We start from the raw sequence: 12,972 nt of genomic DNA on the forward strand, positions 1-12,972 counted from the left end.
TAACGGAGTAAACGATGCGATTCGCTGCGATTATTCTGACTGTGAAAGATATCTCGTAATATACCGAGAATAATCCGAACGGAACGACGATCTCGGGGTTGAGAGCCTCAGCTGATATCTATCCAGTTAACCAGGTTAAAATGTATAACTATAGATGTATATCAGGATATAAAACAGATGGTGGGGCATAGTCCTCTGTAGTAAATCACGTGCCCACCAGAGACGAACCAGAGCGTTGTGAAGCCCGAAAAGTACGTACTCACACATTAATTGAGGTAATATGAAAAGAGCTAGATCAAGTACAACACATAGCATTCGCCTTAGACACATTGTATGTGTAACTATCAGAAAGTTTTAGTGAATGGTGACGGATATGGTATCTATCACATGAGGACACTCCGAACAGAAGAGATGCAGACAGAGAATTGGAAGCAGATCAAAATCCCGAAAGTGGAAGAAGCCGAGGCGAACGGGGTGCTCCTTGATGAACGATCACAGGAAGCAGGATTCAACGATGACGACTGAGCCCTCCATCGGCGTCATTATCCCCGCGTACGACCCCGACATTCTCACACTTGAACAGTTCGTCAAGAACATCTGCCAGGTAATTGATCCTGAGGTCGTCCGTATCGAGATTGATGCACCACGGCAGGCACACGTCGACCGTCTCGAAGAGGTTGCCGAGGTCAACGTCTCGAGTGGGAAGCGAGGGAAGGGAAGTGCGATTATGGAGGGCTTCGACGCCGTTGACACCGATATTCTCGCGTTCGTCGACGCAGACGGGTCTGTCCCAGCACCATCGCTTGATAACATCATCCGACAGATTAGCCAGGGGACCGCTGACGTGAGCATCGCATCGCGCCGGCATCCGTCCTCGCACATCGTCGCCCACCAGACGATCGTCCGCCGACTTCTCGGCGACGCGTTCGCGTTTGCAGCGCGGAAGATGCTCCCGACTCAGTGCCGAGACTACCAGTGCGGGGCGAAGGCAGTCCGCGCAGATGCGTGGGAGGCCGTCGGGCACCACTGCTACGAACCCGGCTTCGCGTGGGACTTAGAATTTGTCTCAGTCGCTGGATCACTCGGGTACGAAATCGCTGAAGTCCCCGTTGATTGGGAGGACCACCCCGACTCAACCGTGTCACCGATTTCGACGTCGATCGAGTTGGCGACTGCACTTGTTGACGTGAAGCGGCGGACGGATGCGATTGCGACGAGCCCGCGATTCCGAGACACCACGAAGACTGATCACTCCAAGCTCATGAAACTCGGAAGAAATGATGGCGACTGACTCCAAACTCAATGCACTCGTTCACCGTGCGCGGATCGGACAGTTCGTCTCTGTTGGCGTCGTCGGCGCGACGATTGAGACGCTCATCGTCGCGATCCTAACAGCGTTTCTTGGCGTCGGCCCGCTGGTTGCGAAGGCAATCGGTGCAGAGACGTCGATCTCTACGATGTTCGTCGTAAACGACCGTTGGACGTTCGCCGGTGAAGGCGACGTTGGCATTACGGCTTTCGTCCGGCGATGGGGGAAGTCGCATCTCGTCCGTGTGGTAGGTCTCTCCGTCGCGTTCGGCGTTCTCTATATCCTGACGTCGATTGTAAACTTCGAGCTCCCGATTGCTGACGTTAATCTCTGGCCGACAGCCGCAAATATCATGGGCATTGGCGCCGGAATGATCATCAACTACGTCGCCGAGAGCCTGTTCACGTGGGATGTCACAGGAGTGGTTGATGATGTCTGATCGACGATTTGTCCACGGAATCCTCCTCTGTGGGGTTGTCTTAGGGATTCTTGCTGGGCTCTATATGATTTTTATCTCCGGATTCCGAATTGGAACTGACTTCCGCGTCTACTATTACGCTGCTAAAGCCGCAGTAAGTGGCGAGAACTTTTACACAGTCTCGCCCCCGGCACATCCTGGGTACTATTTCCTGTATCCTCCGATCGTGATCCTATTTTTCTTGCCGTATGGCCTCTTTAGCTCGTGGGTTCTCCCGTTTTTGATTCACACCGGCATTAGTATTGCTGCGTCAATCGCATTGAGTTGGGCGATTGTGGTTTATCTCCGGAACCAAGGCATCAAGATGACTCAACGTGATTTTGCCCTCGTTACAGCATTTGTACTATTGTCTGCCCACTCCGTCCCCAATCTGCTGCACGGCCAAATCAATACACTCCTTGCGGTCTGTATTGGGACCGCACTACTTGCTCATGAGCGCGATCTCGAAGGATGGTCGGGCAGAATCCTAAGTCTTGCAGCGTTAGTCAAGGTTTGGCCAGCAGCTATTGGTCTGTGGTACGTCTGTGATCGATCTTGGACAGCGATCGTGAATGCAGTTACTGTCGGTGTGGGTGGCCTGATTGGCGGTTATCTCCTCTTTGGACAAGAGTCTACAGTAGAATTTTTTTCAATCCTGACTAATCGATACCAGACCGATGTCTTTGCTGGAGGACTTGCCCCCGAAGCAGTTTATCTAACGATTCGACGTCCGCTCTCTCACCTACTTCCGACAGATAATTCTCTTGTCCTTAGTGTCACAGCATTCTTAGTTTTGGCTCCGTTTGTAGCCCTTACTTACCAAAGGATACAGACACCCATAGAGAGGATGATTGCGATATTCGTGACTGTTGCAGCTGTGCTCTTGTTTTTCACCTCATTCTTAATCTATTTCCCGGTGCTATTTGCACCGCTCCTTGTCTTACTCTACAGTTTAGAGGAGAGCCAAGGCCGAACAGTATTTCTCGCAGGAGCATTCATCGCGAATTTCCCGTTTTCATTTCGCCACATCAATGGTATCCTGTCGCAGTCGCCCCTCCCGGATCAACTTACGCAAGTGTTGCTGGAGGGAACAGGGTTTGTGCTTACGTATGGTACACCCACTCTCTACGGAATCTTAGTCATGATTCTAGGGTGTGTCCTGTATCTCTATCAAGAAGAGTCCACAAGTCCCGTGATGAGTAACATCCGCCTTGGACGGTGACAAATACTATGGAAAGCGCCCAGTTGCAATAACAACTCTTGTTTGCGTTACTTCATGGATACACTACCCGAGTGGCGAAGTGTATAGGGCGCCATCACCATTATTGTAAACCTTCGACTGGCCACGAGTGGCATCAAACTCATTACCAAGAGAATAGAGGATCCGGTAGATGCCGACCCCAGTTCGGTATGTTTTGTGACCTGGACGGATTAAAGTGTAATTATACTGCTTCTCAGGGTAACCCCCCATTACGATCGGGTTTGATACGGGAGAAAATCCATCTGGAAACGCTGCGTTGCCTCCGGTCGTGTATGTTAACCCGTCTCGATCAAAGTCTACGATTTCTCTTGCGTAGTAGTAATCTACGTGGATCGGGGTTGTAGTTTCTGTGTTATCATAGGCAAATTGTTTGGCAACGACCTCTCCCTCGGTCAAGTAATGCCGGGATGAGAGTGGATGGTCTGGGGTTGCAGCTGGGACGGCAACCTGTGACGTGACGATCAACACAAGTATTGCTGCGATACCGGCGTTAGTAACCGTTCGACTTGGGAGATTGTGTCGGAACAGTCCAGCGATCGCAACGGCAATGAGTGCTAATAAGACAGGCTCACCAATTAACATGATCCGGATAAGTCCCGGTGTGGAGGAGGAGGCAACGCCAATCGGCACCAGAAGTGACGACCCAGCAACAAATCCCAATAATTGAGATCGGTTAATTGTCGATTTGGCAAATAAATAGACAAACCCTGCAATTGCAGCACATCCAAGTAACACAAGTTGGTTGACTCGTGTAGCAAGCCCCCATCCAATTCCAGGGGTGGGGTCAACAGCGGCTGTAGGAACGACCTGATCTAAAAAAGCAGGGTCTGGCGAGTGAAGAAGTGCCCGAACCGGCTCCAGCATTACATAGACACCGAAGTTGCTCACAAAAACCCATTGGAAACTAAGAGCAATAGTCGCCAAGAGAAGTGGCGTTGATGAAAGCGGTTGCCAAGAGACAGTACGATCGATCTGATTTTGGATGTGGGATATCACCCAACCAATTATGAGCCCAAGTATCGCGACTAAAACGCCTAATTTGTGAGAATATGCGAGTAGAAAAAGAGAAAGCATTAGTATCGGAAAGTACTCTTTTCTCTCTGTCGCTTGAAACCTCATCGTTGAATAAACAAATACAACGAATGCACCTGTTGCAAGGGTCTGAGGAATGGGTGCAGTTGCATAATGAATTGATATTGTGCCAACACTTGCTAATCCGGCTCCAAGAACCGTTGCAAGCCCCCGTTCTGAGGTGGCTATTGACCGGGCTATCAGCGCGATAAATAGCGGGAGTGTAACACCAATCATCACCGGCATGATCACAATTGCATCATGACCATCTAGACCGCTTACCATCCCGAACATAGCCGCATACACGTGGAATCCTGCCATTTCAGCATAAAAGGGAAGCTCAGATATCGCTGATTGAAATCCATAGTCAATAAGCCGCTGGACTGCCACTGCAACCTTATCCGGATCCATCCCAATCAGGCTGGCTGGATACGTAAACTGATACACCCGGTAACCCACAGCAACCGAGATAACAAGAGCGATGGTCCCTCTAGCAGACTGTTTACAGAGCCCGAAGATGGTCAATACGCTTAGTCCGAGACCGACAGGAACCCACGGGAAAAGACGACCTGTCGAGTGTGAGAAAATAACGACCACCGCGAAGAGAATTAAAACTGTGATAGTACACACCTTCGCCCGGCGGGTCACAGACATAGTTACTCCCAATATGTGCAGGGGCCTATAAGAATAGTTGGCTTTTGACAACTTGTAGTGAAGTATCTGTGCAGACTCCGAATCACGACTTCTACTGCTTAGTGAACTCAGGTTAAGATGCTCTGATCGGCTCTGGTGAATCACTAGACGGCGGCGGGTTCGTTCGTTAATTCAAAGGAGTTGAAGCGGAAGACTGTCGATGCCTATGTCGAAAATCTCCCGCTTCACGAGCAAAGCGGTCACGTTGGCTAAAAATGTTGTTGGTAACCGAGGCGAAGTCGCCGCCCCCGAAGGGGGTGGCGGCTTCGCCGACTACGCTCTTGTATCGCTGCACTGTCTGCGGATTTACCTCGATGAGTCGTACCGCAACGCCCTCGATCTGCTGAGCGAAATGCCGCATATTCTCGCCGAGATCGGCCTCGAAGAGGGCGATCTCCCAGATCACTCGACGCTCGTTAAGGCATTTGATAGGTTTCAGATGAAGGTCTGGCGAGTGCTGCTCCGACTCTCGTCGGAGCTGCACGACCTCTCGGGTCACGCCGCCATCGATGCCACGTTTTTCGACCGTGAAAACGCGAGCAAGCACTACTGCCGCCGCACGAATTATCGCGTTCAGACACTCAAAGCGACGGCTCTCGTCGATACTCAAACCCAAGCTGTTCTCGACGTTCATTGTACAACCGAGAAAGCCCACGACACACAACTCGGCTGGCAGGTCGCCTCCCGCAACGCAGGCGACCTGCACAGCCTCGCCGCCGACAAAGGCTACGACTGGATGCAGTTACGCGAAAAACTACGCAAAGAAGGCGTGAGACCACTGATTAAACATCGCATCTTCCGGCCCATCGACCCGCGCGTTATGCGCGTGGTCGATGGGCCTCGATACCGTCAAAGATCGATGTGTGAGACGGTCTTCTCGTCGATCAAGCGCACGCACGGCGACGCCGTGCGAGCGCGAACGTGGTACCGTGAATTTCGTGAACTCGTTTTGAAATGTGTCGTTCACAACATCAAGCGTGCCGCAACATAGCCAAATCAACCGCAGTATGGCGATTCACCAGAGCCCTCTGATCTAAGGAGACTGGCAGTCGAACTTTCTTGTCTTCATCAGCCAATTTGCGAATTCCGACTCCAATATTTTCTTTTAATCTAGTTGTCGTGACCTCGCATATCTATTCTTGCGAGACAGGTTACTAGTACCGGTGTGAAATTAGCTCTCGAGGGAACTCAGCGAAGTCTTCGGTGGCTTGTTCTCCGTCTGGATGCCGTATCTGATCAGAGAACCCATGTCACGCGGAAACGGGGCTGATTCATTCTACCAGTGGGTCTATTCACATCGTATACCTTGAACCGAAGATACTCCTGTGTGGTCGCTATTAGAAGAGTCTGGAGGAGAACTCCACCCACAGATACTGATTTCTCTCCTTCGTCAATGACAACCTGATTCGTTCACTGAGTAGGTGGTATTCGTAACAACTCCACTAAACCGCTATACTGTACCAGAATTCCCATGATGCAAATCACGCATAACCAAGATCCTCTAGTCGGTCCATTACAGGGTCTTCAACGCTAGAATTATCAGTAGACACCTCACGGACAGTAAGTTGACTAACAAGAGAATCTATATTTCTTCTTGCTTCTTGATGTTGCAAGCCATCTTCCACAATGAGTCCGTCAGAATGCGTCTCAAATGAATAATTACCATCTTTATTAACACAGGCATGCAATGGCTGATTTAGTTCTTCGTACGTCTCCTCTGGGACGCCTTTCTCAACAAATCGTTCCTTGAGCCAAGGTAAGAATCCATGGTATTCCACTAATCGATTTTTCGCCTGTGGGTCATTTAACAGGATCTGTCCATGCGTTTGACATTCGATCCCCGCTAAGTCTGCGATAGTCGCATGAACATCTAGTATACTCACAGGAACATCGATTGTTGATTCAGTAACATCACCGCCGGAGATTACTAACGGGATATGGCTCAATTGAGGATAGACACCATAAGTATGATCAATCATGTCGAACTCGCCCAGCATTTCCCCGTGGTCAGAGAGCGTAAGAATATAGTCAAAGTCTTCATTCAACTTTGAAAATATTTTTTTATACATATCGGATAGATAGCTGGCAGCATCGTTATATGCGATCTTTGCATCAGATAAATTGGATATATCACCAACGAACGGTTCCCAGTTATTAGTGGACACCTCTTTGGAAAGTGTCCGATATTCTTTTGGAGGGTAATACGGGACGTGGACGTCCATCAGGTTAATGAAAATGAATTCTCTATCATCAAATGTCTCATCTTCAAGCTGGCGTAATACTGACTTAGCACCGCCCCTCTTTTTTGATTCAAAATACCGGCGAGTGCCATCAAGAAGGGAATAGATCGTCGAGTGCTCTCCTTTGATGCACTCTGATATTGCCGACAGATATAACGACAGTCCAGATCCATCAGATTGTGATAAAAACTTACTAAAATCAAGAGTATCAGTGTCGTAATATGAAACCAACTCATCAGGACCGATATTCTTCTCGAATCCTCGATCCCAGCCATCCCAAAGATGAATATTCAGATTTGCAGTATACTTCCTTGTATAGTATCCAGAACCATGCAACTCTTCGGCAATCGTTGGTTCATCACAATCTAGTGATAGCGACTGACTGTGTACACCTACTTCACTTGGATACAGCCCGGTAAACAATGACCCATGTGCAGGAACCGTCCAATGAGACGTAGAATAAGCGTTTGTAAATGATGTCCCGGGTATCCAGTCAAAAAATTCGTCAAACGTATCGTAGCGCAACGTATCTAGAACCACTACCGCGATATTTGGATGGTCAGGCATTTGTACTCTAAATGCAATCAAAGAGTCATAAGGCTGTCTGTCGCCATGAAAAGCCACCAAATGAAATCATGAAAGATATTGGAAATCTGGCTAAAAGTGTAAGTCTCGTTTTTATTGGAACAGTTCTCGGCCAAGCACTAGGCCTACTAGGAGAGTTGATCATAATCCGCTCTGTTGCGCCTGACGTACTTGGAAGGTTGGGATTAGCATACGCGGTTGTTTCAACACTCGGGACAATTGTTTTATTTGGCGTCCCATCTGGCGTAACAAGGTATCTATCTACGGACGATAACCAAAATCAAACTGGCATACTTCCCAGTGGTTATGTAATAACACTGCTCAGTTCAAGCATACTAGCACTACTATTATTCATATTCCGAGCCGAAATATCTAGCATTGCAGGAGATACAGATATCGGACGGATTCTGGTTTTCTTCCTACCATACCTATTGGTTTTGCCAATCGCACGGATCTCATTTGCTGGGCTTCGGTCTGATCATAGGACAAAAGCGGCAGTCATCTCAAAATGGGTCGGGCCTCGGATAGTTGCGTTACCTCTTCTCATCATTGCAATTTACTTGGGTCAAAGTGAAACAGGAGTAATTTTGTACTGGGTTATGATCCCAGCAACAGCCAGTATTCTATCACTCTGGTTCTTAAGAACAAGTTTCAAATTGTCTGAAGTTTCAACTCCGACTCAAGAAGAAATAAGAAAATTATGGAGGTACTCTTGGCCACTTGCAGTAAGCGTATCTCTCACAATCTTATTAACGCGCTTAGATATACTAATGCTATCACTGTTTGTAGACTCAACATCAATTGGGTACTATCGATCAATCCAGCCGTTACGGCAAGTCACTACACTAGTCTCCGCATCGTTTGGATTTCTATTCTTACCATTGGCAACGAAGTATTATGAATCACACAATATAGTACAGCTAGACAAATTATACAGTACATCTACTAAGTGGATTGCGACACTCACATTTCCTTTTATTCTGGTCTTCGCTCTGTTCTCCAATGATGTAATTCGTGTTTTCTTTGGAGCTGAATATACTCCCGCATCATTAACACTATCAATCCTTGTTGGAGGATTATTTTTCAGATCTCTGGTTGGCTTAGATACCGATCTATTGAAAGCTATTAACCGAACGAAGATTGAACTAGTCTGCGCTGTAGTTGGTGTGATATCTAATATACTACTGAATTATTTACTTATTCCTAGATTTGGAATTGAAGGAGCAGCACTAGCGACAATCGGCGGATTCTTTATATACAATCTTACAGAGGTATTAATAATATATGCAGTGATCGGAATCCATCCATTTAAGATGAATAATCTTAAGCCCTTGATTCCAAGCATGGTATTTGCGGTTCTAACACATCAGTTTTTAATTAGCTACCGGCTTAACATATTTTATCTTATACTTATTGGCATATCTTACACTCTAATTCAACTTCTAGCACTAGTTTTTACAAACTCATTAGACGAAAGTGATTTGTTACTGATTCAGAAATTTGAATCTCGAATTGATTATAAAATACCAGTTGTGAGGTCCTTTATAGATTGAGTTGAGAGATACAGTAATGGTCGAAGACGAGTATGGATCGGTTATGACGTACCAGACCAGCCAGCATTACTAACTAAACAGTGTCTTATGACCGATACTATAATTTCATAGGAAGTTGATCCTGACACATGGAGATACGTTCTTGGTTGTCAGAGTCCTCCAAACACATCCGTAGGGATGGAATAAAAGGGGTTAAAAAATCTAGCCGGCCCATCTATCATAAGATCCTTAGCCAGTTTGGGAGGTTACAAACAGGAACGCCCATTTATCAGGCTGACTGGGATGTGCTTATTGTACTGGATGCATGCAGATTTGATTTAATGAATGAGGTAGAACAAGAGTATGACTTTATCTCGAATGTCGAGAGGTACAGATCAGTGGATACAGCAACAGAGAGATGGATGCAGAAAAACTTTGTTGAAGAGTACCAAAGAGAGATGGAGTCGACACTATATGTTTGTGGAAACCCATTTTCTGAAACTGTACTATCAGGGGACGAGCTCAAACATCTTATCGAAGTCTGGAGAACCGATTGGGAAAGTCCAGGAACTGTCCCTCCAAGAGCAATTACAAATGAGGTCATTAGACAATCTCAAGAGACGGAGTACGACCGTGTGATTGTACACTACATGCAACCTCATTGTCCATTCATATCTCGTCCAGAAATGTCAAAAGGAAAAGATGTACAAAAGTTTGGAAAGCAAGATTGGCGTGATGTCTGGGAGCTGTACCGTGATGGGGAATTAGAGAGAGACACAGTGTGGGAGGCATACAAGGATAATTTAAGACTAGTTCTAGACGAAGTGAGGATTGTTCTAGAGAATATTGATGCAGAAAATGTTGTGATTACATCAGACCATGGAAATGCAATTGGAGAATGGGGCATATATGGTCACCCGCCCGGATTGCCACTAGACTGCTTGCGTGTCGTACCGTGGATCCAGACTGAAGCAGAAAATACAGGGTCATATACTCCCCCAAAGAAAGAAGACAGCCAAATTGAAGTAAACCGAGACGACCAGTTGAAAGCTTTAGGATACAAAAGCTGAAATGCGGATATTACTAACACACAACGTGGTAGCACCATACCGGCTACCAGTGTTTGATCAACTAGCAAAACACCATGATGTGACAGTCTTATTTTATCAAGGTGAGAAGGATTTCAGAGAATGGGACATCGAATTAAACGAGAAATACGACTTCGACTACGAGATACTGAAATCAAAGCAGATCGGCCCTTTCGTGGTGAATTCTGGCCTCACGAAATACCTTCGCCAGACGGATTTTGACCTATACATCCTAAACGATTCAGACGAGAATATCCTACAAAATATAAAAATATCTGCGTACGCAAAACTCGCTAGTAAACCAACAGTGTGGTGGTTTGAAGCAATTTCACCGAACTATAAACCACCATCCGAAAATAAGCTATTGAAGCTAGGGAAACGGACAGTTCTCACAAGATATCGACAAGCAATGCTAAATATTTCCGATTCCGTTATAGCATTCTCACAGAAATCATCAAATTTTGCTAGAGAATTGGGTGTGAACGAGCCAAAGGTAGTGGAATCTAGCCAACATATGCCGGAAGAACAGATCTCGAGCGCAACCAAGCAATCTGATAAACGGGATGTACTAAACAAATCTAAACGAATATTCTTGTACATTGGACAGATTGATCCTCGAAAAGGAATTGAAACCTTAATTGATTCGTATATGAATATTTCAAATGGCGAGACCAGCTTAATTATTGCAGGTAGTGGTGTGAAATCAGAATTAGTTGAGAAGATAAGTGAACAAGAATCAGATATACATTACCTTGGGTATGTGAATGAAACCGAAAAAGCACGTCTATATGAACACTCAGACATATTTGTATTACCTACAAGACATGACCCTTGGGGATTAGTTATTAATGAAGCTCTTCATTTTGGATTACCCGTAATCACTACCCAGGCAGCTGGTGCATCAGAATTAGTAAAAGAGAATGGGATCGTAATTGATGCTGTAGAAGTAGACACACTGTCTGCTGCCATGAAACGGATGATAGACGATGATAACTATCTCAATTATCAACCAACCAATAATCGGGACGATATCACTGACACATCAATAATGGTCTCAGATTTAATGGATGCAATCGGAATTGCGATAGAATCAGATTAAGTTGCCCTGAGTGAGCTCACTAATAGCACTTCGAATAGCTTGTTTTTCTGTGAATCTCTGATTGTGCTTCTCAAGTGTTCGAATAAAGGGTTCGATACGATCATCAGAAACGTTTGCTGGACTATCTTCTGATTGTGAGTACTGAGTATAGAATTCAGGACCATCTGAAGTAAGTAACAGTTTAGCCTCGGAGGAAGTTACAGATAGATAGTGCGGCGAATACCCTAATTCATCAGATCTTAAGTCAGCAATTACGTTACTCTCAGGCCTGCTTACTACGTAATCAGAACAATATCTGGATGGATCAAACGAATCCTCTGCCACATCGGATATTATTTTTTTCATTTGGATGAGAGAGATAGGATTTTCAACTGTTTCTGATTTACTGCCAGATTTCACCAATAAGGGGACATGAATATTATGATCGAATAGTTGATATTCATGTCCATATATGCTATTCTCACCTAGTGCTTCTCCATGATCTGAATGAATGACTAGCGAAAAGTCGTCTGAAACACTATCTAAAAAGACTTCCATAAATTTATCAAAAGAACGAACTGCATCTCTATAGGACCGTGAGATCATACGCTTAGTTAATTTAGACTGAGATTCACCACGGTCTGTCCAGAATTTGTACGTCCCCCAATAGTTATCCACAATACTGGATTCTTCTCGAATGGATCTGGGAGTGAGATATGGTTGGTGCGTATCCATCAAGAAAATCCAGACAAAATATGGCTCCGGCAATTCCTGAATAGACTCGCTAAGATAGTCTATGAAATGTTGCCAATGAGAGAACCATTCTCTTTTTGCTTTCCATCCAAATGCACTCTCATGCCCGATACTTTTTAAAGATTTGTCTATTATACCAGGAATGGATTTTTTGGCTAAGAATTGAGATCCATCTTCACCACCGGGATATATTTCTACGAACGTGTTAAATCCCATGTCAAAATTAGTGTCTGAAGCAGTCCAAGGATTTGCAGTAAATGCAGCTGTAGTGTACCCTTTCTTCCGGAGCAACTCAGGTATGGACTCACTCCAGCTAAGATGGTTAGCAATCTTTTGACGCCGACCACCCATATCACTCACATTACGGACATCATTATACGTATAATACTCGCCCGTGAAAATTGGAGGCATCGCTGATGGTGTCCGTGGGCCTACAGTAAATGCATTTTTGAACACCGAACTTTCCTTTGCAAGTCCATCTAAGAATGGCGTAGTATCTTCATCTGGGTTGATGAAACCACAGTAGTCTGCACGTAAGCTATCGATCGACACGAGAATTATATTTTCCATGATTGTGTGGTAGACTTCGAAGGAGTAATCAAAGATAACCTAGCGATTCAAGTCTATCTTTAACGTCGTCTTCCTCCTCATTTGCTGGAGACTCTGAATCAAGTTGTTTTTCTAAACTCATCAGAATAAAGTTTAGATATTCATCCAAAGAGTCGAAGTCCGCACTTTGCGCTCGGTCACGTAGTCGGTCTGCCAGATCTGGCGAGAGCGCTACAGTTGTATTTTCGTCGTTCATTGTATGTCCTGTCATTTCTAACGAACATAAATCCTATCCCTTGGGGTGTCGGCGTCCGCTACGCTCCCCAGCAGCTCCTAAATTCATCTTAAACATCGCT

At 45.7% G+C, this 12,972-nt stretch carries 12 protein-coding genes; 8 read left to right on the forward strand and 4 right to left on the reverse strand.

What is annotated here, in order from left to right; translation table 11 throughout:
- The first annotated feature begins 387 nt into the window (after positions 1-387).
- From ACFQI8_RS17505 to ACFQI8_RS17520, 4 genes are all read left to right on the forward strand, one after another.
- Entirely contained in the window at positions 388-525 is a 138-nt protein-coding gene (locus ACFQI8_RS17505) for a hypothetical protein (protein ID WP_390247073.1), read from the forward strand.
- On the forward strand, positions 515-1,291 hold the full coding sequence (locus tag ACFQI8_RS17510; protein ID WP_390247075.1) for a glycosyltransferase: 777 nt from the start codon (positions 515-517) through the stop codon (positions 1,289-1,291). The genes ACFQI8_RS17505 and ACFQI8_RS17510 overlap by 11 nt, the downstream gene beginning before the upstream one ends.
- Positions 1,281-1,748 carry a GtrA family protein gene (locus ACFQI8_RS17515; RefSeq protein WP_390247077.1) on the forward strand — a complete coding sequence of 156 codons (468 nt, stop codon included), beginning with the start codon at positions 1,281-1,283 and terminating at the stop codon, positions 1,746-1,748. The genes ACFQI8_RS17510 and ACFQI8_RS17515 overlap by 11 nt, the downstream gene beginning before the upstream one ends.
- Positions 1,749-1,812: 64 nt before the next feature.
- Positions 1,813-2,988 carry a glycosyltransferase family 87 protein gene (locus ACFQI8_RS17520; protein WP_390247079.1) on the forward strand — a complete coding sequence of 392 codons (1,176 nt, stop codon included), beginning with the start codon at positions 1,813-1,815 and terminating at the stop codon, positions 2,986-2,988.
- Between the two features lie 63 nt (positions 2,989-3,051).
- On the opposite strand, the gene ACFQI8_RS17525 is transcribed toward ACFQI8_RS17520, so the two are convergent.
- On the reverse strand, positions 3,052-4,623 hold the full coding sequence (locus ACFQI8_RS17525) for a hypothetical protein (protein WP_390247081.1): 1,572 nt from the start codon (positions 4,621-4,623) through the stop codon (positions 3,052-3,054).
- A gap of 334 nt (positions 4,624-4,957) precedes the next feature.
- Between ACFQI8_RS17525 and ACFQI8_RS17530 the strand changes: the two genes are divergently transcribed.
- Positions 4,958-5,782 (forward strand): IS5 family transposase, encoded by an 825-nt coding sequence (locus tag ACFQI8_RS17530; RefSeq protein WP_390247083.1) that lies wholly within the window; start codon positions 4,958-4,960, stop codon positions 5,780-5,782.
- A 490-nt stretch (positions 5,783-6,272) separates the two neighbouring features.
- Here the strand turns inward: ACFQI8_RS17530 and ACFQI8_RS17535 are convergent, their stop codons facing one another.
- Positions 6,273-7,598, reverse strand: coding sequence for a sulfatase-like hydrolase/transferase (locus tag ACFQI8_RS17535; protein WP_390247085.1), 1,326 nt, complete (start codon positions 7,596-7,598; stop codon positions 6,273-6,275).
- 11 nt (positions 7,599-7,609) lie between these two features.
- Between ACFQI8_RS17535 and ACFQI8_RS17540 the strand changes: the two genes are divergently transcribed.
- The 3 genes from ACFQI8_RS17540 to ACFQI8_RS17550 all read left to right on the forward strand — a co-directional run bounded on the left by ACFQI8_RS17540 (position 7,610) and on the right by ACFQI8_RS17550 (position 11,335).
- On the forward strand, positions 7,610-9,169 hold the full coding sequence (locus ACFQI8_RS17540) for a flippase (RefSeq protein ID WP_390247087.1): 1,560 nt from the start codon (positions 7,610-7,612) through the stop codon (positions 9,167-9,169).
- 128 nt (positions 9,170-9,297) lie between these two features.
- Positions 9,298-10,218, forward strand: a complete 921-nt coding sequence (locus ACFQI8_RS17545) for an alkaline phosphatase family protein (protein WP_390247089.1) — start codon at positions 9,298-9,300, stop codon at positions 10,216-10,218.
- Between the two features lie 25 nt (positions 10,219-10,243).
- Positions 10,244-11,335 carry a glycosyltransferase family 4 protein gene (locus ACFQI8_RS17550; RefSeq protein WP_390247090.1) on the forward strand — a complete coding sequence of 364 codons (1,092 nt, stop codon included), beginning with the start codon at positions 10,244-10,246 and terminating at the stop codon, positions 11,333-11,335.
- Here ACFQI8_RS17550 and ACFQI8_RS17555 read toward each other — a convergent pair.
- Both ACFQI8_RS17555 and ACFQI8_RS17560 read right to left on the reverse strand, forming a co-directional pair.
- Complete coding sequence (locus ACFQI8_RS17555) at positions 11,327-12,637, reverse strand: sulfatase-like hydrolase/transferase (protein ID WP_390247092.1); 1,311 nt, start codon at positions 12,635-12,637, stop codon at positions 11,327-11,329. The genes ACFQI8_RS17550 and ACFQI8_RS17555 overlap by 9 nt on opposite strands.
- Before the next feature lie 28 nt (positions 12,638-12,665).
- The gene (locus ACFQI8_RS17560; protein WP_390247094.1) at positions 12,666-12,872 is read right to left on the reverse strand and encodes a hypothetical protein; all 207 of its coding nucleotides are present in this window, start codon (positions 12,870-12,872) and stop codon (positions 12,666-12,668) included.
- Positions 12,873-12,972 lie beyond the last annotated feature (100 nt).

The sequence above is a fragment of the Haloferax chudinovii genome (genome assembly GCF_042663345.1).
Lineage (GTDB): Archaea > Halobacteriota > Halobacteria > Halobacteriales > Haloferacaceae > Haloferax > Haloferax chudinovii.